We start from the raw sequence: 25,128 nt of genomic DNA, 5'->3' as shown, positions 1-25,128 counted from the left end.
ACATAGAGAGAACGTATTTTTTTAGAAAAGGTAGGTAATCCTATGAGCGCTTCAAAAAGAAGAGAGGCTATTATTTCCATTTTAGAAAATGAAACGAATCCAGTTGCAGCAAGGCAACTGGCAGATGAATTTCAAGTGAGTCGACAAATTATTGTGGGCGACATTGCTTTGTTAAGAGCTGAGGGGAATGAAATTTTATCAACACCAAGAGGCTACTTATACGGAGACAAAGACGTTATTTTAAATGGCTTTACAGCCAAGCTAGTGTGTCAACACTCAGAAAGTCAAACCCGTCAAGAGTTAGATATTATTGTTCGACATGGTGGGGAAGTGTTGGATGTTCAAGTTGAGCACCCGCTCTATGGATTGTTATCAGGTGTCTTGCGAATAAAAACAATCCATGATGTAGATGCCTTTATTGTTGATATGGTGAACAATAAAAGTAAGATGTTATCTTCACTGACTGACGGTATTCACATTCACACTGTAAAATGCAAGGACAAGCAAACCTTTGATCAGATTCAAGATGCTTTAAAAAAGGTGGGTATCCTGTATCAATAATTTGGTATCGGTAAAACTGTGTTGACTTTTTAATATGTCGTATTATAATAAATGGGGCAGGTGTCTTGACACCTGTAAATATGACATGTGAAGGAAGGGTTTTAATTTATGAATAAACGATCACGCACAGGAACACTAACAACGGCCGCCTTATTAATTGCGGTTGGCATTTTAATCCCTATGATTTCCCCCTTAAAAATTGTTTTGGAGCCAGCCTCCTTTACATTGGCAAGTCATGTGGCTACATTTATTGCCATGTTTATATCTCCCTATGTCGCTCTTGCGGTTGCTTTTGGTACAGCAATGGGATTTGTTCTAGGTGGATTTCCCATTGTGATTGCATTGCGAGCAGCTAGCCATATGATTTTTGCCTTTCTTGGCGCTAAGTATCTGGAAGCTAAGCCTGAACTTATTATAGATACTAAAAAGAGCTGGTTATTTAACTTATTAATTGGATTATTACATGCGACTTGTGAAGTTATTGTGGTTAGTATTTTTTATTTTGCTGGTAATTTAACTGCAGCGTACTACGATAAAGGACTGCTCACATCAGTGATGTTACTCGTTGGTGTTGGGACAGTGATTCACAGTATGGTTGATTTTTGGTTGGCTCAAATTGTATGGAAAACACTAAAAAGAAGAGGCTAAGGCCTCTTCTTTTTTAAACTTTTCTTAATCGGCCTCAGGGCTGAGGAAATAAAAGAAGATTTAGTTTAAAATGAGGGAGAAAAGGAGGTCAGGAAAAATGAGAAAAAGAAATAAATCATTATTATTACTGACAACACTATTAACTATGGGAAGTAGTGCCATATTCCCTATCTATACTCAAGCGAGTTCAAATGGTATTGATACGACGGTTGTTAATGAGAAATGGGGCAAACCAACTTTCGTATATGGCGGAGGCTTGTCAGAAGCTCAGATTGAAGAAACGATGACCCTGCTAAACATTGAAAATCCTGATAATGTTCATTCATTTGCTGTTACGGGTGAGGATTTACAGCATTATTTAAACGATGGTGAAACGGACACATCAGCGATGATTTCATCTGTTATTGTGCAGAAGCAAGATGCAGGCAAGGGTGTGGAAGTCGTTATTCAAACGCCTGAAAATATCACTCAAATTACAGCAGATCAATACATCAACGCCGCTATCACAGCTGGGGTTTCAGACGCTAAGATTAGTGTGGCGAGTGTGAGTCGTGTAACAGGTGAGAGTGCCTTAACAGGTATTTATAAAGCATTTGATGCAAATGGTGAAGAATTAGAACAAGACCGTATGGAAGTGGCTCAAGAAGAATTGGAAACAACGAACCAAATCGTTCAAGAAAATGAAGGTGTTGAAGGATTTGATGGCTCGCAACTTGATCAAGCTATTATTGAAATTAAACAATCATTAGCTGATCTGAAAGAAAGCCAAGGTGAGCTAGCTACCCGCGAAGATATTGAACGTATTATTAATGAAGCATTGGCTAATGCTAATTTAGGCGATTATGTGACTCAAGAGCAATTTGATCGTTTGCTAGATTTATTTGAGAAATACCAACAAACCTCTGCTATTGATTCGCAAGAAGTAAAAGACCAACTAACTGACCTTGCAAATAGTGTACAAGACAAAGTCTCTGACTTAATTACGAAAGCAGAAAAAAATGGCGTTATGGATAAAATTGCTAAATTCTTCCAGGATATTTGGCAAGCGATAACCGGTCTATTTAACTAGAAAAAAGCTGTCCCTTCGCATGGGGACAGCTTTTTTTATAAGGTATAAATAAATTCTGCAAACTGCATCATAAATGGAATCGTAAAAATAGAGAATATAGAAGTCAGAACAACAATTCTAGCGCCGTATTCATAGTCGCCACCAAACAAACGACCGAGTATAGCCGTATTAACTGCTGCTGGTGCTACCGAAGCAATCGTCAAGACGATTTCTACTTCAAAGTTATTAATTGGTAACAGATAAATCATTAAAATAGCAACAAGCGGTGTAAAAATTAGTCGCATAAAGACAGTTAAATAGGCCGACTTATTTTTAAAAATGGTCATCAAGTCACTATTAGCAAGGTAGCTACCAATAATCATCATGGCTAGTGCAGTCTGTAAGGAGGCGACATTACTAACCGCCGTCCACATAAATTGAGGAAGGGGAAGCTGGCTGATGTAGATAGTAAGACCAATGACAGCCCCAATCATACCAGGATTAGTGAAGGCTTTCTTTGGAGTCATAGCTTTTTTATCGCCTGAAATGAGTGCGCGACCATACGTCCACTGCAAGATATTATTACACATAATATATGGCGTTAAGAAAAAGACACCTTCATGACCAAAAAGTGCGATAACAATGGGAATACCAAAAAAACCAGAATTTGCAAAAGTTGCTGCATATTTTTCAATACGTTGGTCTTTTTTGAAAATAAATTGATTGATAAAAATACGACCGATAATTGTAGCGAGTGCTGCAACTACGGCCCAACCAAATAATTTTAAACGAGCTAAATCAAAATTAGCATTAAATGAAGCGATCATAGATGCTGGCATAACAAACATGGCTAAAATAGTGGAGATTTGTCTCGCTCCCTCACTGTTTATCACTTTCGTTCGAACAAGTACAAATCCAAAGGCAATCAACAATGACATCGTCATCATCTGATTAAATAGAATAGCAAACATACTCAAATGACAGGCTCCTTTCTTTGAAAAAACGAATGATAGCCCTATAATAACATAAGATAATACAGATTTTATGGAAGAATTGTTTTATAATAAGGAAGTAATAAAAACAAATGTTTTGGAGGCATGTCACAGATGCAAAATCAGCCCTTGTCATTCGTTCGGGTGGGACCACAGCAATATCGTTGTGAAGAAGGCGCCATTGACGAATTAACACATCAACTTTACCAGATGAAAGCTAAAAAAATACTGATTGTTCACGGAAACTTATCATGGAAGAAAGCACGCCCTTATTTTAAAAGTATTTACCGGTCTAACTTTTCAATTGAAGAATACCAATTCAGTGGCGAGTGTACGGATCCGACAATAAATAGCATTAAAACAGTGATTGAAGAGTCCAATGCTGATGTTGTTATTGGAGTAGGTGGCGGGAAAATAATGGATACGGTTAAGTATGCCGCTTATTTAGCTAATCGTTGCCCATTTGTTTTAGTCCCAACTTTAGCAAGTAATTGTGCACCTTGGACACCGGTGAGTGTTCTTTATCATGAAGATGGCAGCTTTGATCGCTTGGATGTCCTTCCTATTCAAGCCTTGCTTTTACTCATTGAACCGCGTTTAATTTTTGATGCGCCGAGGGATTACTTTATTGCAGGTATGGCAGATACGTTAGCTAAATGGTACGAATCAGATGAAATTTTAAGTCAACCTCATCTTCAAACACAACCATTCTTAACTATGGCTCAGACAGCTGCGCAATTGTGCCAACAAACCATCTTGGAAAAGGGTGGGAAAGCACTTGAGGACCTTGATCAAAATCACTTAACGGCAGATTTTGTTGCAGTGAGTGAGGTTATTATTTCTATTAGTGGGTTAGTAGGAGGATTTGGTGATGACTTGGCACGAACAACAGTTGCTCATGAAATTCATGACGCTCTTACAATTTATCCAGAAGCACATCACTTTCTTCATGGCCATAAAGTGGGCTATGGTATTCTAGTGCAGTTATCCTTGGAAGAAAAATGGGATGAAATTACCCGCTTACGTCAGTTTTATACTAGCTTGGCTATTCCGATATCATTAGCTGATATGAAACTGGATTATTTAACAGATGAGGATTTAACGGATATTGCCAATCGTGCTAGCTTGCCAGAGCTACCGGTTCATAACTTACCTTATCCAGTTAATGCTGAAAATCTTGTTCAAGCTATTAAAAAGCTAGAATCTTTTTAATTTTTAGCGGTATATTTATTTGAAATAAGGTATAATGGATAAACATCACATCTATTCGAAAGGACTTTCAAACGTTGAAAATTCAAGAGAATCAAATTAAGTTGTTAGTTGAAAAGGCGCAAACGATTAAAGAACGTGCCTATGTTCCTTATTCACATTTCCCAGTTGGTGCAGCAGTTCTTTACAAGGATGACACCATTATTCAAGGCGTAAACGTTGAAAATGTATCATTTGGAGCAACCAATTGTGCGGAGCGAACAGCCTTGTTTACAGGAATTGCTAATGGCTATTCAAAGGAAGATATTGTAGCGATTGCAGTATCAGCTAATACAAAGGATTACATTACACCATGTAGTATTTGCCGCCAAGTAATGGTAGAACTCTGCCAAGCAGATACACCCATTTACTTGACCAATGGTAATAATGATATTAAGGAAGTAACGGTTGACGAACTTGTACCGTATGCATTTTCTACATTAGATAACTAAAAACAGATCTGGGATTTTTCCCAGATCTGCTTTTTTTACAATTTAATTAAGAAATAAGCGATAAAACTCATGATTAAGAAATGGATACTGATTCCAACTAGACTTTGGTAAAAGGTGCGGTTAACCGTCGATTTCCGTTCCATTGTAAACAGGCTACTAATAAATGAAATAACATAGGAAATAGCATGCAAGATAACAATTAACAGACATGGAATAGCTAGCGCTAGAGGTAAAACCAAAGCTAAAAGGAAAGTAATGATTAATACAAAAAAGAAAAAGGTATTGCTAGCTGTATATTGCGTTACCCAGTGATTAAAATTAACCCGCTCAGTCGCGGCTGCTTTTTTGAATAGGAAGCTAAAGAATGCTAGCAGTAGGAAGTAAATGACAAAAAAGACGCTCGCTTTCCAGAACCACTGCATAGGCTGAAATTTGACAGTCAGAGTAGGTAAAATGGAAATTGACATCATAAAATGATAGGCCTCATCTAATGCGCCAACGACCTTGGTGACAATGCTTGCTGAGAGTAACGAGGCAAGTAAAATGGACACATAGCCAAAACCTGCTGTATGTTCCGTTTCAGAAACACTAATGGGGTCTGAGAAACGATGAATATGGTAGTTCACATAGCTAACGACTGCATGAGCTAGTTTTGTAAAACTAAAGCTTTTTTCTAATTTTCTTGATTTAACTTCTTGATTAAAGATATAAGGTTCAGGATTTAGTGTTGCATCTACAGCTTTGCTTTCAACTTGTGTTAAGTCAGAATCACACATCGGACAAACCGTCGCATCCTCGGGGATAATACTTTGGCAAAAATAACATTCTTTCATCGGACATGGTCTCCTTTATATTCTCTTCTTACCTAGCATAAAGGAGTTTAATTTGAAAGACAAGAAGAAATCACTTTTAAAGCTAGTCAAAATTCTTGAAAATAAAGCTTTTCTTTTTTATAAGAAGGTGCTATAATGATTTTTATGCGACGAGGCGACTTGCAATGTTAATCATTGCAGTTGATGCGGGACATACGTGCTTAGCACACCACAGGAAGTGGATGTATGATAAAGATGGATGTGAACCATTCTTTATCCATGAGTAATCATGCCGCAATAAAGAGCCATCACTCATTTTAATGAGTGGTGGCTCTTTTTCTATTTCTACTCATATTGTTTCTTAAACGATAGCTACACTGCTATAATTAATATGAAATAAGGGTTACTTAAAGGAGGAGAAAACATGAAGAAGGGCCTTAGTGTCATTATTGTTTTATTAGCATTTATTTTATCGGCTTGTACTGACCAAGGTGGGAGCACGAATAGTTATTCGCCTGGTATGGTTGGTGACTATCAAGAAAATAGTTTGGATGGGGAATCGAATTTAATCGGTGAAAAGGTCATTAAGACAGTAACTTTGAATTATGAAACACTAGTCTTTAGCGAAACACTATCGCATATTCAAGAGACAATTAATGCTCACCAGGCATATATTGAATATTCTTATGAATCAAGTTACTCGCCATCAGGCACATTTGGACCTGATGCAAGAGAGTACAAACGTGTTGAATACACCTTGCGTGTGCCAACAGAAAACTTAAGTAACTTTTTAAAAGGGCTTGAGGGAATGGAGGCAACGAAGGTAAGTGAGCAAATTGGATCAGAAGATGTGACCCAAACTTATCGTGATACAGAAGCACGGATTGAAGTATTGAATCAAAAGGAAACGCGCTTAACGGAATTATTAGCAGAAGCAACGACGATTGAACAAATTCTGCAAATTGAGGATAATTTAAGTAATACAATCGCTGAACGGGAGAGTTTACAGACGCAACTGGAATCGATGGATGATTTAATTGCCTATACCGAAGTTTATCTAACCGTTTCTGAACGACAACGTTTGTCTGAGACACGCGGTAGTGGCATATCTTTCTGGTCGCGGTTAAAAGAAGCAGTACTAGATTCTATTTTTGTTTTCTATTATTGGTTACAAGATGCGGTTATTTGGTTGGTTTATGCTTTGCCATTCTTAATTATTATTGGCTTGTTACTGTTGCTTTTCATGGGAGTGAGCCATTGGTTCCAACAAACAAGCTTCTACAAGAAAAGGGAAGAAAGAAGAGAAAAAGCATTAGTGGCACAACGTGAGCGATTGGCAAACCGTAAACGTACAAGCTCACCGTCAATAAAACCTGTCGAAAATAAAGTAAAACAGCCAACAGAAGCCGAAGATAAAAAAGAAACACCGCCTTCAGACCAAGGTAAATAGTTATGAAAGGAGCATTTCGATAAGAAATGCTCCTTCTTTTTATAGCCAATATTAGGTGTTCTTGTGTTATGATTATCTTAATAGAGGAGGGCTGGAAAATGACTAAAAAGAAACTTTGTGTGATATCTTTGGATGCGTTTGGTGATGCTGATTTGGAGTATGCAGCAACACTACCTCATTTTAAACGTATTATGGCTAAAAGTGCTCAAGTAACGGGTGTGCGGACGGTTTATCCATCGCTTACTTATATGGCACATACATCCATTGCGACAGGTATGTATCCAGATAAACATGGTATTATTAATAATACTCATTTACAGCCAGAACGTTTAGATCCTGACTGGTATTGGTATGCAGATGAAATCAAAACACCAAGTTTTTTTGACGTTGCGAAAAAAGCAGGTTACACAACAGCATCTATTTTATGGCCAGTAACTGGGAGAAGTAAGTCAATTGATTATAATATCGCTGAAATCTTCCCTAATAAACCGTGGCAAAATCAAGTCATGGTTTCTGCTTATGCCTCTACGCTAAAATATGTCCTTGAAATGAATAAAAAGTATAAGCATTTAAGAAATGGAATTGATCAACCTGAATTAGATGATTTTGTAACGGCTGTCGCGGTAGATACTATTATCAATAAGAAGCCAGATTTAATGGCGATTCATTTAGTTGACTTAGACAGTATGCGACATGAGTACGGGGTTCGTAGTAACCAAGCTAGAGAAGCGATTATTAGAATGGATGAACGATTAGGCCGATTGTTAGCTGCTATGGAAGAAGCAGGGACTTATGAGGATACTATTCTTGCGGTATTAGGAGATCATTATCAGATTGACACTCATACGGTTGTACGTCCTAATTATTTGTTTTTAGACAAAGGCTGGCTGACCGTTAATCGTAAAAATGCCATTAAATCATGGAAGGTGATTGTGAAGTCTGCAGATGGTGCAGCTTATATTTACCGAAATGATCCGTCTATTACCAATAAGATGATTTTGGATGCTTTAAAAGGTATTGATTCTCGAATTGATAACATTTATACAGCTGATGATATGAAGTGGGACGGAGCAGATTCCAACTGTATCTTTATGATTGAAGCCAAAAAAGGCTACTATTTTGCTGATGATGTTACTTATCCTTTTATGGAGAGCACAGCTAAGACGGTTAAAGGTAGAAAGCTACTGAAGGCAACTCATGGCTTTCATCCTGAAAAGAAAAATTACACAACTATGATGCTCTTATCGGGGCCAGGTATAGACGAAAAGGCGCGGCTTGATCGTGCGCGCTTAATTGATGAAGGGCCAACTTTTCTACATGCGATTGGACTGGACTATCCAACTAAAACAGATGGTCGTATTTTGCATGAACTTTTTTTGAATAAATCAATTCAAAAGCAATAGCCATATAATGGCTATTGCTTTTTTTGTTTGTACTGATTAAAAATATAAATCTTAACATTTGAGGAGAAAACTCATTAAAATGTTAGTGATGTATACATGAGATATCTACATGACTATACATATATTGTAAAAACGATAAAAACATATTGAATGTGCTTTCAATTTGACTAGAAAGCTGTTATATGAAAAAACTGTGAACAAATCCTATCAATTTGTTCGTTAAAAGACTATGAAAATTGCAAGATTATTAGCAGAAATGATTTTCCAGTGTTATTATATGAATATAATCATTTTAATGACATTATCATTTAAAGAAGTGGTAAAACCATCATTTTTTTGCAGAAAGGAGCTATGTAAATATGAAAAGAAATATCTATCAAGATTTAGAAGAAGAACTTTATTTGTTTAATCATGGTAATCATTTTGAGAGTTATCACGTTTTTGGAAGTAAACGTAGTTTTGAAGATCAGTTAGATGGTTGGCGTTTCACAGTTTGGGCACCTCATGCGAAGAATGTGTGTTTAGTAGGCGATTTCTCTCAATGGGAAAGCATAGAAATGGAAAAAATAGGTGATACGGGAGCTTGGTCGGTGTTCACACAAGTAGCCACAGAAGGAGACTGCTATAAATACCAGATTGAAGACCAACATGGCCGCCATTTCTTAAAGATTGATCCCTATGCTCATGCCTTTGAGGTCCCTCCAAAAGATGCCTCACTCGTTAGCGATTTACCTGATAGAAAATGGCGAGATGGCAGATGGCAGGCCAATAAAAAGCGAAAAAAAATCTATCAAAAACCTCTTAATATCTACGAAGTTCATTTTGCTTCATGGCGCCGCCATCCTGACGGTCGTTCATATAATTTCAAAGAGTTAGCAGCTGAATTAATTCCGTATGTGAAAGAAATGGGCTATACCCATATTGAATTCATGCCGGTTATGGAACATCCTTTAGAAGCATCATGGGGTTATCAAATAACAGGTTACTATGCTGTTGCAGCTAGATATGGAACAGTCGAAGACTTTCAAGCTTTTGTAGAAGAGGCACATAAAAATGGTATAGGTGTCATTGTTGATTGGGTACCAGGACATTTTTGTCGTAATGACTACGCACTGGCCTATTACGATGGTAGCCCGACTTTTGAGTACCATGATATCAATCGGGCCAATAATGTGAGATGGGGCACCTTAAATTTTGATTTAGGTAAGAATCAAGTTCATAGTTTCTTAATTTCCAATGCTATTTTCTGGATTAAAGAGTGCCATGTTGATGGTATTAGAGTAGATGCTGTATCTAACATGCTTTACCTGGATTATGATGAAGGTCCTTGGACACCTAATGAAGATGGTAGTAATGACAATAAACAAGGCGTTAATTTTTTGAAGAAATTAAATACCGTAGCGTTTGGTTATGATGACACAACCTTAATGATTGCCGAAGAGAGCACATCTTGGGCAAATGTCACAAAACCGGTTGAAATGGGTGGATTGGGCTTTAATTATAAATGGAATATGGGTTGGATGAACGATACATTGAAGTTCTTTTCAATTGACCCTCTTTATCGTAAGGACCATTTTAATTTACTCACTTTTTCCTTTATGTACGCTTTTAATGAGAACTTCTTATTGCCGATCTCTCATGATGAGGTTGTTCATGGTAAACGTTCTTTGCTCGGTCGTATTCCAGGTGATCGGTACAATCAATTTGCTGGTCTAAGAAGTTTACAAGCCTACATGTTTGCTCATCCTGGTAAGAAACTTAACTTTATGGGAAATGAAATTGGTCAGTTTTTAGAATGGCGATTCCATGAAGAGGTAGAGTGGGGTGTTCTTAAGCAGCCGTTTAATACCGAATACCAATTCTTCATCAAACAGTTAAATCAGCTTTATAAAGAACAGAAAGCTTTACATGAAATCGACGATTCTTATACAGGTGTTGAAATAATCGATGCAGATAATCATGCTGAAACCATCTTGTCGTTTATTAGAAAATCAGAAAAAGAACGTGATTTCTTAATCATTATTAGTAATTTTACACCTATCGAGAGACGGTCATTTGTCGTAGGTGTTCCTTATGAAGGCACATATGAGGAATTGTTAAACACGGAAATGAAAGAATTTGGTGGTACTTGGACGACTAAACAAGCGGACATGAAAACGACAGAACAAAACTATAAGCAATTCAGCCATACAATAGAAGTGACTGTTCCTGCTTCAGGAACGCTCTACATCAGACCAAAACGTATTTATGGTGTAAGTAAAAAATAGAAGGAGGGGAAGGGAAGACATCTTCCTGACAAATATGAAGAATGAAATGATCGCAATGATTTTAGCCGGTGGACAAGGAACACGGCTAGGAAAATTAACACGTGAAACAGCTAAACCAGCAGTACCATTCGGTGGACGTTACCGAATAATTGATTTTGTTTTAAGTAACTGTGCGCATTCTGGGGTTGAACAAGTTGGTGTTGTCACTCAATATGAACCGCTTGAATTAAATGACCATATTGGTAACGGTGAATCTTGGGGGTTAAGTGGACACAACCGTAATGCGACTATTTTACAACCTTATACGAATTCCGAAGGCGAAAACTGGTTTACAGGAACAGCTAATGCCATCACCCAAAACATTCCTTATATTGATTCTCAAAATCCTGAATATGTTCTGATTTTATCAGGAGACCATATTTACAAAATGAACTATTCCACAATGCTTGATTCCCATAAAGAGCGCCAAGCTGACTTAACAGTAGGGGTTATTCCCGTACCTATTGAAGAAGCTTCTCGTTTTGGAATTATGAATACAGATGAAGACCATGCCATCGTTGAATTTGAAGAGAAACCTGCAGAGCCGAAGAGCAATTTAGCCTCAATGGGTATTTATATTTTCACATGGGATAAACTCCGCAAATATTTGGTTGAAGACCAAAAAAATGGGAAACAAATGGTCGATTTTGGGCATGATGTCATTCCTGCCTATCTAAAAAATAATGAAAAGCTCTTTGCTTATTCTTTCAATGGTTATTGGAAAGATGTTGGAACCATCGAGAGTCTCTGGGAAGCGAATATGGAATTTTTAAACCCAGATCACAGCCTGCATATTCGTGATGACGAATGGCGTATTCATACGAAAAGTCCGATTGCACCGCCACAATATATTTCTGAACGCGGGCAAGTGACCAACGCGATGGTAGCAGATGGCTGTTATGTTGATGGTTTGGTAGAAAATTCAATTGTTTCTCAAAATGTCCAAGTTGGCCAAGATAGCCAAATATCAGATAGTATTATTATGGCTAATGCGAAAATAGGAAAAAATGTTGAAATTGCCTATGCCATTATTGGTGAACAAGCAGAAATTAAAGATGGTAGCCGCATAATTGGTAAAAAAGGTGCGATAGAAGTCATCGGATACGCTGAAGTGATTGGAGGAACGGATAATGAAAACAAATAGTATGTGTGCGCTCTTAAGCTTAACAGATTCAAGTAGTAAAGATTTACAACCTTTAACACGATTTAGACCAGTAGCAGGCCTGCCATTTGCTGGACGTTATCGTGTGATCGACTTCTTACTTTCTAGCATTAGTCACGGTGGGGTTGACTCTGTTGGTCTCTTTATTGGTGGAAGTGGCCGATCTATTTATGACCACATTAGAAGTGGCGCTGCTTGGGGATTAGAATCAAAACTTCGTGGTGGGATTTTTACATTCTCCCAAACCTATCTGAAACAGTTAATGGGTGACGAAAGTTTTGAAGATGATAATTTTTATGCGAATCATAAGGCATTTCTACGCAAATCATTAGCTAAATATGTCTTTGTATCAGGTGGAAAAATTGTCGCTAAAGTTAATTTAAAAAATGTTCAAGCTTTTCATGCTAGTCAAGCTGATGACGTAACGCTTATCTATAAGACGGTTCCTGTTGATGCTGTTAAAGACCATCCTTATGAAAAAATTGTGATTGCAGACAGTAAACATAAATTGAAGAGCTTGATTTCAAGTTTAGATTGGAATTACCCACAAGAGACTGTTGGGCAGAGTATGAATATGTATCTACTATCTGTCAAAACACTCTTAGATATCATTGAAAGAGCTGATCGTGAAGGAATCCATATGGACATCGATCGATTAGTTGCCTATTACTTGCCATCGCTCAATGTCAATGCTTATGAATACAAAGGGCCAATGTCAAACTTAGATTCAATTGAGGCTTATTTTGAAGCTAATATGAGCTTACTAGACAAGGCCGAATACGATAAAGTCTTTTGTGAAGGTCAACCCGTTATTACAAAGGCAAAAAGTGAAGCACCAACGTATTACTACCCTAAAGCGAATGTGAATAGTGCTCTTGTTGCAACAGGCTGTTCTATTTCCGGAACAGTTGAAGAATCATTGGTTTTTAGAAAAGTATGTGTTGAGGAAGATGCAGAAGTGCGTCATTCACTAATCATGCAAGGTGCAAAAATTGGAAAAGGTGCAATCTTAGAGTATTGTATTTTGGATAAAAATGTCACCATTGAACCAGGAGTTGTATTAAAGGGAACAAAAGATAAGCTGATTGTCATTGAAAAAAATAAACGTGTGACAGCTAAAGGATGAGTGAGAGATGAAAATTTTATTCGCAGCAGCTGAAGCAGCCCCCTTCTTTAAAACAGGGGGCTGGGTGATGTTGCCTATGCTTTACCTAAAGAACTTGTAAAACAAGGAGTAGATATTCGTGTTGTTCTCCCTTTTTACAGCAATATGCCTCAAAACTATCAAGACATGGCAGAAGACGTGCTCCATTTTGATATGAAAGTAGGCTGGAAAACCGTCTACTGTGGAATAAAAAAAATAGAATTAGAGGGTGTCACTTATTATTTTATTGATAACCAAGACTATTTTTTCCGAGGTAACCTGTACGGTGAATGGGACGATGGGGAACGCTTTGGTTTCTTTTCGATGGCGATTATTGAAATGATGGAAAAAATTGATTTTATTCCAGACATACTCCATGTGAATGACTGGCATACAGCCATGGTTCCCGTGCTGTTAGTTGATAAGTACCATTGGATTGATGCCTATCAACATATTCGCAAAGTTATTACCATCCATAATATTCGTTTCCAAGGTGTTTATTCGCCTGAAATTTTATCGAGCGTTTTCGGAACAGGTATGAATATCTTTCATGAAGATGGCGTGAAGTACGGTGATAATGTTAACTATCTAAAAGGCGGTATTAACTTCTCTGATTATGTGACAACCGTTAGTCCGACTTATGCTAACGAAATTCAAACACCTGAGTTTGGAGAAGGATTAGAAGGTGTCTTGCAATACAACAATTGGAAGATCAGAGGGATTATTAATGGCATTGATTATGACATCAACAATCCTGAAACAGATAATTTAATTCCACATCATTTTTCATTAACCGATTTTTCAGGAAAGGTTAAGAATAAACTGGCTTTACAAGAAAAATTAGGACTTCCTCAAGACGAGTCTATTCCATTGTTAGCGAGTGTTAGCCGCTTAACCGATCAAAAAGGCTTCCAATTGATTCAAGAAAAAATGCAAGAATTAATGGGAAGTCGAGACGTTCAGGTGGTTATTTTAGGAACAGGAGATCCTCAATTTGAAGATTCATTCCGATATTTCCAAAATGAGTATCCTGATAAATTTAGAGCGCTCATCGATTTTGATGTTGCTTTAGCACAGGAAATTTATGCGGCATCTGATTTGTTTTTAATGCCGTCAGCCTTTGAACCATGTGGCTTGTCGCAAATGATTGCCATGCGTTATGGCACATTACCCCTAGTTCATGAAACAGGTGGTTTAAAAGATACCGTCATACCATACAACTCCTACACTGGAGAAGGAACCGGCTTTAGTTTCTATGGATTTAACGGTTATAACTTGTTAGGAACGATTTATCGTGCGCTTGATGTTTACGAAGAACAACCACAAGCTTGGGAGTTATTAATGAAACAAGCTATGGAAAAAGACTTCAGTTGGAAACAGCCAAGTCAACACTATATCGAATTGTATCAGTCGCTATGTCAGTAACCTAAAGCTGTTACGAGGAGGAGTAAAATGGGAAAAGTGAGTATTCAGCAATTTAAAAAGGATTTTGTCAAAGAGTTTGAACAGCTATATGCTTATAGCTACGATGAGGGAACACCGAGAGAACAATTTTTGGCCCTAGGTGAAGTCATTCGCAATTACTATATGGATAACTGGAAACAAACAATTTCTGATTATAAAACGAATGAAACGAAACAAATCTTTTATTTCTCCATGGAGTTTTTACCAGGAAGAATGCTAAAGAGCAACCTACTTAATCTGGATGTTTTGAAAACTGTTCAAGATGGATTGAAAGAACTCGGTCTCAATTTGGATGAAGTGAGCCGAGGAGAAGCAGATCCTGCACTTGGAAATGGTGGATTAGGTCGCTTAGCTTCTTGTTTTATGGACTCTATTGCTTCAACAGGATTAGCAGGTCATGGAAACGGTATTCGTTATCAATATGGTCTCTTTAAGCAAAAATTTATTGATGGTTACCAAATTGAATTACCAGAAAATTGGCTGAGAAACGGTAACGTTTGGGAAGTGCGTAAAGAAAATAAAGCAGTTATTGTTCGTTTTGGTGGTCAAGTTTATCTTGAACCAGACGAAGCAGGTCGCCTTTATCCGCGTTACGAAAATACCCAAAATATTCTAGCTGTTCCTTATGACGTTCCTCAGGTTGGCTATAAAAATGGTGTTGTTAATAATCTTCGTTTATGGTCGGCAGAGATCCCTTATGGTGAAGAATATTTATTCCGAACAGAGGAAGAACGTGATGCGGTTAATCAAATTACAGAAGTTCTGTACCCGGATGACTCTAATTACGAAGGAAGACTATTACGATTGAGACAAGAGTATTTCTTCTCATCTGCAGGTGTCCAGAGTGTGATTCGTTACTTTAAGATATTGGATGAAGATTGGAGCTTATTGCCTGACAAGATTGGTATTCATATTAATGATACTCATCCTGCGCTAGTTGTCCCTGAGTTAATGCGTATTTTAATTGATGAAGAAGGCTTAACGTGGAATCAAGCTTGGGAAATTACTAAGAAAACAATTAGTTATACCAACCATACTATTCTTCAAGAAGCGATGGAACGCTGGCCAGTTGATATGATGGCTCATTTATTACCACGTATTTACCAAATTATTGTGGAGATTAATCACCGTCACATTGAGAAGAAATTACCGCTGTATGGTGAAGAATTAACCTATCGAACAGCTATTATTGACCACGATCAAATTAAGATGGCTAATCTTGCTATCATAGGTAGTCATAGTATTAATGGTGTGGCTAAACTACATACGAATATTCTGATTAATGAAACATTGCATGATTTTTATCTCATGTATCCAAACAAATTTAATAATAAGACTAATGGGATTACGCAACGTCGGTGGGTACAGTTGTCTAATCCGGCTTTAACAGAGCTATTAGACGATACGATTGGAACAGATTGGAAATGCAATCCAGAAGAACTCATTTTACTCAAAGCCCATGCAGATGATAAAACAGTCTTAGACAGGCTGGAGACAGTAAAGTTAGAAAACAAGAAACGTTTTGCTGCTTACGTTAAGAAAGAGATGGGGATTGAGATTGACCCAACGGCCATCTTTGATGTTCAAATCAAGCGTCTCCATGCTTATAAGCGTCAATTATTAAATGTTTTGCATATTTTGGAACGCTATAATCGTATTAAGGACAACCCTGATATCGCTCTACCAAAACGTGTATTTATATTTGGAGCAAAGGCTGCGCCAAGTTACCATTATGCCAAACAAATTATTAAATTAATCAATGCGGTAGCTGAAATGGTAAATAATGATCCAGAAATTAGAGACTTAATTAAGGTTGTTTTTGTGGAAAATTACGGAGTCAGCTTAGCAGAATTAATTATTCCAGCTGCTGATATTAGTGAGCAAATTTCACTAGCAGGAAAGGAAGCTTCTGGCACAAGTAATATGAAATTGATGGCAAATGGTGCTGTTACGATGGCAACAATGGATGGAGCAACCATTGAAATCCATGATGCTGTTGGCAAAGATAATATTTATATTTTTGGCCTTAAGAACGAAGAGGTTCAAAAATATTATCAAACTCAAAGTTATCATTCTCGAACCATCTATGAAGGAAATGCCAGTGTGAAGCGTGTTTTAAATATGTTAATTGACGGTTCTATTCCAGGCATCTTTAATGAAGGACAGGATATTTTTGATAGCTTAGTTAAATTTAATGACGAGTACTTCTTATTGAAGGACTTTGATTCTTATATCAACGCCCAAACACAGGCTGATATTGATTTCTTAGGCAGAGACAAGTGGAATAAGATGGCTCTTTTAAATATTGCGCATTCAGGGCCGTTCTCTTCTGACTATACAATCTTGCGATATGCAGATGAGATTTGGAAAATTGAGCCTCAAGTGGATGATGCAACGCCGATCTACTCTAAAGTAAAACCAGCAGAATAAAGGATCATAAAAAGCGATAGGAAATGGTTATTTTCCTATCGCTTTTTTAATTAGTCAGTATATTCTTTGTAATAAATAACAATTTCCTCTTCGGCTTCATCAAATAACTTAATTGATTGTGGTTGATGATCTTCAATGATGACATCGTAACCGAACGGGTCCTTAAAGACAATTTGATTATCTCTGATTTCTTGGAAAGCCAATTGAAAAGGCTTGTCATTTGTTAAAACTGCCGAATCAGACTCTATGACAATAGTAGAGCGTTTATCCGCAGAAGCCCATCTTCCGTTATATTTATCAAGCGGATGGCTATTAGCTAAAGGGATATGTTTCTTTTTTAAATTCTTCTTGCTCAGACATAAGGGCATAAAACCGATAAAAAGAGGAAAAATAAACCACAAATATTTACTTGCTTTTTTTAACTTCAAATAAGCTCATCCTTTTTTAATTTCTATTACCATTATACATGTAAAGTTAAAAAATGATTGAAACAGTTCGACTACAAAATGATTACATTTATTTCACTCTTTTCTAAAATTACCATTGCGATTATAGCCGTGTCATGCTATCCTAACGATACTGTTAAAATGAAAAATAGATTAGAAAAAGAAAAATGATGAGGTATTGCGATGAAAGTTATAAAATTTGGAGGTAGTTCCTTAGCGAATGGAACACAACTTAGAAAAGTTTTAAAAATTGTTCAAGATGATCCCGAAAGACGTATTGTCGTTGTATCAGCTCCTGGGAAACGTTTTTCAGACGATAAGAAAGTGACCGATCAGTTAATAAAAATGGCAACGTTGGTTCAAAATCAGTCATCTTATAAGGTAGTCTATGAAGATATTATTAGCCGTTATGCTGATATTGCGGAAGAGCTAGAACTCGATAAGCAAGTAATAGTTGAAATTGAAAATCATTTCGAAAAATTGTTACGAACAGAATTTCGATCAACAGACTTGCAAATTGATGCCTTTAAAGCAAGTGGAGAAGATAACAATGCTAAACTAATCGCAGCTTATTTCAAAAAATCAGGATTGCCAGCTCGTTATTTAAATCCAAGAGAAGCGGGTATCTTTGTAACAAGTCAACCTGGTAATGCACGTATCTTGCCAGAATCCTATAACTTCCTTAGCCAACTAAGAGATACAGAGGAAGTATTAGTTATTCCAGGATTCTTTGGCTACAACGAAAACGATGAAATTATTACATTCTCTCGTGGTGGATCTGATATTACAGGAGCGATTGTTGCCAATGGTGTTCAAGCGACTCTTTATGAGAACTTTACAGATGTCGATGCGATTTATGTAGCAAATCCTAATCATGTGCCTGATCCAGAAAAAATTCACCATTTAACTTACACTGAAATGCGCGAATTATCATATGCTGGTTTCTCAGTGTTCCATGATGAAGCTTTGTTACCAGCTTTCCATGCCGGTATTCCAGTTCATGTGAAGAATACCAATAACCCTGAAGGTAAAGGAACTAAAATTACGCGGACGCGTCCTAAGACATCACATATTATTTCAGGGATTGCCTCTTCAAATGGTTTTGTTAGTATCCATGTTAGCAAATATTTGTTAAATAGAGAGCTAGGCTTTATCCGTAAATCAACGCAAATTTTTGAGGAACTTGGTTTAAGTATTGATCATATGCCATCTGGAATTGATGAAGTTACCTTTATTATTAGAAAAGATCAATTAACGCCTGGAAAACAGGCAGCACTATTATACCGTTTGAAAAACGAGCTAAGAGCAGATGACGTTCATGTTCAAGGGGATGTTTGTTTAATCATGATTGTAGGGGAAGGTATGGTTGCCTCTGTCGGAACAACAGCGCAAGCAACACAAGCCCTAGCAGACGCTGGTGTCAACTTGGTTATGATTAACCAAGGCGCATCAGAAATTAGTTTAATGTTCGGTATTATCGAAGAAGATGAAGAGAAGGCTGTTAAGGCCATCTATGATTCATTCTTTAACTAAAAAAATCTGGGAAATTTTCCCAGATTTTTTTATTGAATAAATTTAGATTGGTAATTTTTAGAAATAGTCATTAGATCACTATAAAATTGTGTTAATTCTTCTCTTAGGCCGTCGTCCGACAAATGTTGCAAGACACCGTCAATGACAGCAGCCTCTCTAACAGCATCATAAACAGGAAAATGATTCTCTGCCTTTACAAGAGCGATTTCTTTAGCGACATGCATACGTTTTTCAAATAAAGCAACTAGTTCTTTATCAATTTCAGTAATGGCTTGGCGTTCCTTTTCTAACATTCAATCAAACTCCTTCATTTTCAATTCTTATCTTAATGATAAAAGAAGAATAAAAAAAAGCAATGAAAATCGAAAATGAAACGTAAATTAGAATAGTTGTTGACAACATTAAAATATAATGATAAATTAGTAGCACTAAAACATTTAGGGGGAAGTTAAGATGAAGTTAGTTCTACGTGCAGCATTTACATATTTTAACTACTTTTACTTTTACTTTTTTAAAGGTAAGAGTGATTTTTGTTGCACACAAATAGGATAACTACATCGAACATTTCTCATAACAGTATTTACATAATGACGATAATAATCTCTGTAGCCTAGCAACGATGATCACCGGATAGGGATCATTGTCGTTGGGCTACTTTTTTGTTTTAGGAATAGGGAGGAAAAAATATGATCATCACATTAGAAGAAACAGAAAATAAGTTAGCTCAGTTACCATACAAGAAAGCTAGTCGCGCATTGCATCCAGAAGACAGTGTCATAGATGTTGGCAATATAAAAATCGGCGGCGGCCATTTCGCTATGATTGGTGGACCGTGTTCGATTGAAACTTACCAACAATTAGAAGAAACAGCTTCTTATGTCAGAGCAGCAGGTGGTAATGCCCTTCGTGGTGGCGCATTTAAACCCCGTACCTCTCCTTATTCATTCCAAGGTTTAGGTAAAGAAGGTCTTGACATGATGCATGAAATTGGTGGGAAATTGGATATGCCTATTGTTTCGGAAGTGATGGCAATCAGTCAGATTGAATTATTTGAAGATGTTGACCTTTTTCAAGTTGGTGCTCGAAATATGCAAAACTTTGACTTACTAAAAGAATTAGGGAAGACAAATAAACCCATTCTATTAAAAAGAGGTTTGTCGGCAACCATTGAAGAATGGTTAATGAGTGCAGAATACATTATGTCAGAAGGTAACGAGAACGTTATTCTTTGTGAACGAGGGATTCGAACCTTTGAAACAGAAACGCGAAATACACAAGATTTATCGGCTATTGCGGTCGTCAAACAAGTCAGTCATTTACCAGTTGTTATTGACCCAAGTCATGCAGCGGGACGACGAGATATTATTGAATCTCTGTCACTAGCTGCTGTTGCAGCCGGAGCGGATGGCTTAATTATCGAAACTCATCCCGATCCAGCCAATGCAACGAGTGATGGTGATCAATCGTTATACCCAGAACAATACAGAGCGTTAACTGAAAAAGTATGGAAGTTACACGCATTTATGAAAGACCTACACGCTTAAGAAGAGGAAGGTGTCACCATGGAAACCGTTCATATAGGGGTTGATAAGCCCTATGATGTCAAAATGGGCAGGGGGTTGTTAAGAGAGGCTGACCGCCATTTAGCAGCTTTTGTTGAAAATAAGCACGTTATGATTATTACAGATGAAACAGTTATGAGTCATGGCTATGTTGACCAACTTCAATTAGCCTTATCAGATATTACCGCTGGAATTCATGTGGTAGCTTTTCCAGCCGGTGAAGCGCAAAAATCAATGGATAATGTGGTGAGATTGGTCCAAAAACTCGCTGAATATAACTTTTCAAGACAAGATATGGTGATTGCTTTAGGAGGAGGCGTTATTGGGGACTTAGCTGGTTTTGTCGCTAGCATATATTTAAGAGGAATTGATTTTATTCAAATCCCGACAACACTTCTTGCAGCAATTGATTCATCAGTTGGTGGTAAAACGGCCGTTGATTTACCACAAGGAAAAAATTTAGTGGGTGCCTTTTATCATCCTAAGGTAGTGCTTTGCGATGTGGATACGTTCCAAACCTTGGAGCCATCGGTTTTTGAGGATGGTTGTAGTGAATTGATTAAGTACGGCATGATTATGAATCCTAGTCTTTTGGAGGCTCTGATCAATCGTCCGCGTCCTCTTCAAGCTAGCGATGACGATATTATCGAAATGGTTAAGGTATGTGTTGAAATGAAGCGACAAGTTGTCCTTGAAGATGAGTTCGATAATGGCTTACGACAACTGTTAAACTACGGTCATACATTGGGCCATGCCTTTGAACAAGTCAGCCATTATGACATCAGCCATGGGCGGGCTATTGCACAAGGGATGTCTGTTTTTCTACAAATGGCTTATAAAGACAATCAACTTGCAGATGATTATAAACAGACATTTGATCACTTGCTAAAGCAATATCATTTGCTAAATGAAAAATATCATTATAGCAGTCAAGAGCTCGCTAAAGCGATGATTAATGATAAGAAGAGACGAAATCAAGATATTACCATTGTTTTTCCGACTGAATTTGGAAAGGCTGATTTATTTCATTACGATGTTCAGTATTTCTTAGACTGGTTTGATAAGGAGTGGCAAACATATGACATCGATTCGTGATATTAGTGCAACAACAGAACTAGCTGCGGTGATTGGACAGCCTATTAAACATTCAAAATCACCAGCGATTTATAACTACTGCTTTGACCATGCTGGCTTAAATATGGTTTATCTAGCATTTGAAACGAGTGAATCAGAAACAGTTGACCGAATAAGACAGCTACAAGCGCTTGGTGCTAGAGGGATTAACGTGACCATGCCAGGCAAGGTGGAAGCTTTACAGTGTGTGAGTAAACTGGATCCCGTTGCGCGTTATGTGCAAGCCATCAATATGATTGTAAAAGAAAATAATCAGTGGGCAGGCTACAATACGGATGGCAAGGGCTTTTGGGGATCTGTTAAAGCACAAGGACAAGAGTTAGTTGATAAAAAAATTGTTTTATTTGGTTCAGGCAGTACAGCCAGAGTGATTCTTGCGCAAGCAGTTGTTGAAGGCTCTAAGCAAGTGACAATTATTGCTCGCGGCTTGGAGCGGCCATTAGCCATCAAGGACGTTATCGGGCAATTAGAGGCCGATTATCCAACTATAAAGATAAACTTACTTGATCAGCAGAATGAAGAGCAGCTCAAACAAGCATTGTGGGAAGCAGATATTGTTGTTCAAACAACGTCAGTTGGGATGTCACCTCATCAAGATCAGTCTATTTTAAAGGATAGTGACTGGTTAAATCCCAATAGCTTTGTTTGCGATATCGTTTACGAACCAAGAGAAACATTATTTTTAAAGCAAGCGAAAAAGAGAGGCTGTCAGACGTTAGGTGGCATTCATATGTTAGTCTACCAAGCCAGTTTCAATTATCAGCTGTTTACAGGCGAAATGATGCCAGTTGCTGATGTACTTTCAATATTAGAATCGAAATAATGGATAGAATAGGGGAATGGATATGTTGAGATTTATTACAGCAGGAGAATCACATGGACCAGTATTAACAACGATAATTGAAGGATTGCCGGCAGGAATGCCATTTGATATTGAAGCAATTAACCAAGCATTGGCTAAACGCCAAGAAGGTTACGGTCGTGGAAACCGTATGAAAATTGAGACGGATAAAATTCAAGTCACAGCAGGCGTACGCCATGGGAAAACTTTAGGATCACCTGTGACCCTATCCGTTGTCAATAAAGACTATAAAAACTGGCAAAGTGTCATGAGTGCAGAAGTTGTTGAAGAAGAGAAAGAGAAGAAGAGTCGTGTTGTTCACCGTCCTCGTCCAGGACACGCTGATTTAGTAGGCGGAATTAAGTACCACCATAAAGACTTAAGAAACGTTTTAGAGCGCTCTTCTGCCAGAGAAACGACTATGCGTGTGGCGATTGGTGCAGTGGCAACTCAATTATTAGAGCAACTAGGTGTTGAAGTGGTTGCTTATGTTTGCGAACTTGGTGGGATTAAAGGGCAAGTAGATGTGTCACAAATGCCATTAGCTGAAATTAGAGATCGTGCTAACCAATCACCTGTAAAAATGGTCGATGCTGATAAAGAACAACAAGTAAAAGACAAGATTGATGAAACGAAGAGAGCTGGTAATACATTAGGTGGCGTCGTTGAAGTTATTGCTGAAGGATTGCCAGTTGGTTTGGGAAGTTACACTCAATGGGATAAAAAGATTGATGCTAGACTTGCGCAAGCAATGGTCAGTATCAATGCTTTCAAAGGTGTTGAATTTGGTGACGGCTTTGAGGTAGGTAGACGTTACGGTAGTGAAGTAATGGATGAAATTGCTTATACACCAGAGCAAGGGTTTTACCGTTTAAGTAATCATTTGGGTGGTATTGAAGGTGGTATGACAAATGGGATGCCAATCATTGTTAGAGGTGTCAAAAAGCCAATTCCAACGCTTTACCGTCCACTACAAAGTGTTGATATTTATTCAAAAGAAGAATACCAAGCAAGTATTGAACGAAGCGATACAACCGCTGTTCCAGCAGCAAGTATTATTGCGCAAGCCGTTGTTGCGACAGAATTAGTTCAAGCTGTTTTAGAAAAATTCCCTAACGATAGTTTTGATGAATTGAAAAAAGCAGTTAGCGATTATCGTGAATACAGCAAAAACCCGGATATGTGGATAGAAGAGGAGTAAACAAATGAGACCATTAATTCACCATGCCAAACAACTAAAGGGAACATTAACGATACCAGGCGACAAGTCTATTTCTCACCGTAGTATTATGCTAGGTGCGATTGCTGAAGGTAAAACTCGAATTACAGGCTTTCTTCGGGCAGAAGATTGCTTGAGCACGATTCAAGTTATGCGTCAGTTAGGTGCGACCATTCATGATGACGGTGAGAAAATTGTTGTAGAAGGTAAGGGAATGAATGGACTCACTGCTCCAAGTGAGTTACTAGATGTTGGAAACTCTGGCACGACGATTCGTTTGTTAGCGGGACTTTTAGCTGGACAACCCTTCAAGAGTGTTTTAGCAGGTGACCAGTATTTAAATAAGCGTCCTATGCAACGTGTCATTACGCCTTTAAGCCAAATGGGAGCAAAGCTTCATGGCCATGAAGGGACCGAATTACCGCCGCTAACAATTGAACCGGTTGATCACCTACAAGCGATTCGCTATGAGATGCCAGTTGCGAGCGCTCAAGTGAAATCCGCCATTATCCTAGCTGGCTTGCAGGCTGAAGGTGAGACGGTTGTTATTGAAAAGGAACGGTCACGTAACCACACAGAAGAAATGTTACAACAATTCGGCGGTCAAATCGATGTGAACGGGAAAGAAATCCGCCTAAAAGGTGGACAAACACTTAAAGGACAAACCATTGAAGTGCCAGGTGATATTTCCTCAGCAGCCTTTTTCCTTGTTGCCGGTTTAATTGTACCAAATAGTGACTTACTTTTAAAAAATGTAGGCATTAACGAAACACGTTCAGGTATCATCGATGTCATTAAAGATATGGGTGGTAATATAACCATTAGCATGCGTCCAAATGGGATTAGTGCGGATATTCGTGTTCAAACGAGCCAATTAAAAGCAACTACTATTAATGGTGAAATGATTCCGCGATTAATTGATGAGATTCCGATCATTGCGCTTCTAGCAACACAGGCAGAAGGTGATACAGTCATTGAAGATGCTGAAGAATTAAAAGTAAAAGAAACGGATCGTATTCATGCGGTAGCATCTCAATTAAACAAGATGAATGCTCACATTAATGAGACGGAAGACGGCATGATTATTCATGGAGGCAGTTCATTACAGGGAGCAGAAGTAGATAGTTTTGGTGACCATCGCATTGGGATGATGCTGCAAGTCGCAGCGTTATTAACACAAAGCGAGGTTCATATGAAAGATGCGGACTGTGTAAATATCAGTTATCCGACTTTCTTTGATGAGATTGCTAGACTCGTTCAGGCCTAGAAAGGA

General features: G+C 37.8%; 21 protein-coding genes and 1 pseudogene. 18 read left to right on the top strand and 4 right to left on the bottom strand.

The genetic code is table 11. The annotated features are described in order from the left end of the window. Positions 1-42 precede the first annotated feature (42 nt). From G7057_RS00745 to G7057_RS00735, 3 genes are all read left to right on the top strand, one after another. A complete protein-coding gene (locus G7057_RS00745) occupies positions 43-561 on the top strand; it encodes a transcription repressor NadR (protein WP_166160584.1) in 519 nt (172 codons plus the stop codon). 108 nt (positions 562-669) lie between these two features. After that, on the top strand, positions 670-1,209 hold the full coding sequence (locus G7057_RS00740) for a hypothetical protein (RefSeq protein ID WP_166160583.1): 540 nt from the start codon (positions 670-672) through the stop codon (positions 1,207-1,209). A gap of 97 nt (positions 1,210-1,306) precedes the next feature. Further along, on the top strand, positions 1,307-2,278 hold the full coding sequence (locus G7057_RS00735) for a DUF1002 domain-containing protein (protein ID WP_166160582.1): 972 nt from the start codon (positions 1,307-1,309) through the stop codon (positions 2,276-2,278). Positions 2,279-2,313: 35 nt separating this feature from the next. Here G7057_RS00735 and G7057_RS00730 read toward each other — a convergent pair whose 3' ends face one another. Beyond that, the gene (locus G7057_RS00730) at positions 2,314-3,228 is read right to left on the bottom strand and encodes an AEC family transporter (RefSeq protein ID WP_227004674.1); all 915 of its coding nucleotides are present in this window, start codon (positions 3,226-3,228) and stop codon (positions 2,314-2,316) included. A 126-nt stretch (positions 3,229-3,354) separates the two neighbouring features. On the opposite strand from G7057_RS00730, the gene G7057_RS00725 reads away from it, so the two are divergent. Both G7057_RS00725 and G7057_RS00720 read left to right on the top strand, forming a co-directional pair. Then, positions 3,355-4,461: an iron-containing alcohol dehydrogenase family protein gene (locus tag G7057_RS00725; protein WP_166160580.1), complete on the top strand. Its 1,107-nt coding sequence runs from the start codon at positions 3,355-3,357 to the stop codon at positions 4,459-4,461. 80 nt (positions 4,462-4,541) lie between these two features. Beyond that, positions 4,542-4,949, top strand: coding sequence for a cytidine deaminase (locus tag G7057_RS00720; protein ID WP_156892259.1), 408 nt, complete (start codon positions 4,542-4,544; stop codon positions 4,947-4,949). 35 nt (positions 4,950-4,984) lie between these two features. Here G7057_RS00720 and G7057_RS00715 read toward each other — a convergent pair whose 3' ends face one another. Next, positions 4,985-5,782 carry a hypothetical protein gene (locus G7057_RS00715; RefSeq protein WP_166160579.1) on the bottom strand — a complete coding sequence of 266 codons (798 nt, stop codon included), beginning with the start codon at positions 5,780-5,782 and terminating at the stop codon, positions 4,985-4,987. Positions 5,783-6,185: 403 nt separating this feature from the next. Between G7057_RS00715 and G7057_RS00710 the strand changes: the two genes are divergently transcribed. From G7057_RS00710 to G7057_RS00680, 7 genes and pseudogenes are all read left to right on the top strand, one after another. Then, complete coding sequence (locus tag G7057_RS00710) at positions 6,186-7,211, top strand: DUF4349 domain-containing protein (protein WP_166160578.1); 1,026 nt, start codon at positions 6,186-6,188, stop codon at positions 7,209-7,211. Positions 7,212-7,309: 98 nt separating this feature from the next. After that, positions 7,310-8,614, top strand: coding sequence for an alkaline phosphatase family protein (locus tag G7057_RS00705; RefSeq protein WP_166160577.1), 1,305 nt, complete (start codon positions 7,310-7,312; stop codon positions 8,612-8,614). Between the two features lie 359 nt (positions 8,615-8,973). Then, on the top strand, positions 8,974-10,881 hold the full coding sequence (glgB, locus tag G7057_RS00700) for a 1,4-alpha-glucan branching protein GlgB (protein WP_166160576.1): 1,908 nt from the start codon (positions 8,974-8,976) through the stop codon (positions 10,879-10,881). Positions 10,882-10,915: 34 nt separating this feature from the next. After that, complete coding sequence (locus G7057_RS00695) at positions 10,916-12,064, top strand: glucose-1-phosphate adenylyltransferase (protein WP_166160575.1); 1,149 nt, start codon at positions 10,916-10,918, stop codon at positions 12,062-12,064. Next, positions 12,051-13,208, top strand: a complete 1,158-nt coding sequence (gene glgD / locus G7057_RS00690) for a glucose-1-phosphate adenylyltransferase subunit GlgD (RefSeq protein WP_166160574.1) — start codon at positions 12,051-12,053, stop codon at positions 13,206-13,208. Before G7057_RS00695 ends, glgD begins: the two co-directional genes overlap by 14 nt. A 7-nt stretch (positions 13,209-13,215) precedes the next feature. Next, positions 13,216-14,651, top strand: a pseudogene (glgA, locus tag G7057_RS00685) (glycogen synthase GlgA). 27 nt (positions 14,652-14,678) lie between these two features. Further along, the gene (locus tag G7057_RS00680; RefSeq protein WP_166160573.1) at positions 14,679-17,120 is read left to right on the top strand and encodes a glycogen/starch/alpha-glucan phosphorylase; all 2,442 of its coding nucleotides are present in this window, start codon (positions 14,679-14,681) and stop codon (positions 17,118-17,120) included. A 50-nt stretch (positions 17,121-17,170) separates the two neighbouring features. On the opposite strand, the gene G7057_RS00675 is transcribed toward G7057_RS00680, so the two are convergent. After that, entirely contained in the window at positions 17,171-17,548 is a 378-nt protein-coding gene (locus G7057_RS00675) for a DUF4828 domain-containing protein (protein WP_166160572.1), read from the bottom strand. 201 nt (positions 17,549-17,749) lie between these two features. Between G7057_RS00675 and G7057_RS00670 the strand changes: the two genes are divergently transcribed. Next, positions 17,750-19,099, top strand: a complete 1,350-nt coding sequence (locus tag G7057_RS00670; protein WP_076765563.1) for an aspartate kinase — start codon at positions 17,750-17,752, stop codon at positions 19,097-19,099. A 29-nt stretch (positions 19,100-19,128) separates the two neighbouring features. Here the strand turns inward: G7057_RS00670 and G7057_RS00665 are convergent, their stop codons facing one another. Continuing rightward, on the bottom strand, positions 19,129-19,392 hold the full coding sequence (locus G7057_RS00665) for a chorismate mutase (protein ID WP_166160571.1): 264 nt from the start codon (positions 19,390-19,392) through the stop codon (positions 19,129-19,131). 393 nt (positions 19,393-19,785) lie between these two features. On the opposite strand from G7057_RS00665, the gene aroF reads away from it, so the two are divergent. From aroF to aroA, 5 genes are read left to right on the top strand one after another with little or no spacing between them, the layout of a single operon-like run. Further along, the gene (aroF, locus tag G7057_RS00660; RefSeq protein WP_076765569.1) at positions 19,786-20,643 is read left to right on the top strand and encodes a 3-deoxy-7-phosphoheptulonate synthase; all 858 of its coding nucleotides are present in this window, start codon (positions 19,786-19,788) and stop codon (positions 20,641-20,643) included. Positions 20,644-20,661: 18 nt separating this feature from the next. Beyond that, positions 20,662-21,756, top strand: coding sequence for a 3-dehydroquinate synthase (aroB, locus tag G7057_RS00655; RefSeq protein WP_166160570.1), 1,095 nt, complete (start codon positions 20,662-20,664; stop codon positions 21,754-21,756). Continuing rightward, on the top strand, positions 21,740-22,618 hold the full coding sequence (aroE, locus tag G7057_RS00650) for a shikimate dehydrogenase (protein ID WP_166160569.1): 879 nt from the start codon (positions 21,740-21,742) through the stop codon (positions 22,616-22,618). The genes aroB and aroE overlap by 17 nt, the downstream gene beginning before the upstream one ends. Before the next feature lie 25 nt (positions 22,619-22,643). Next, positions 22,644-23,837, top strand: a complete 1,194-nt coding sequence (aroC, locus tag G7057_RS00645) for a chorismate synthase (RefSeq protein WP_166163977.1) — start codon at positions 22,644-22,646, stop codon at positions 23,835-23,837. A gap of 4 nt (positions 23,838-23,841) precedes the next feature. Continuing rightward, a complete protein-coding gene (gene aroA, locus G7057_RS00640; protein WP_166160568.1) occupies positions 23,842-25,122 on the top strand; it encodes a 3-phosphoshikimate 1-carboxyvinyltransferase in 1,281 nt (426 codons plus the stop codon). Positions 25,123-25,128 lie beyond the last annotated feature (6 nt).

This window comes from Jeotgalibaca arthritidis (assembly GCF_011100465.1).
In the GTDB taxonomy this organism is placed as follows: Bacteria; Bacillota; Bacilli; order Lactobacillales; family Aerococcaceae; genus Jeotgalibaca; species Jeotgalibaca arthritidis.
Note: the sequence above shows the minus strand (reverse complement) of the source record. Positions and strands in the feature narration are given on the sequence as shown.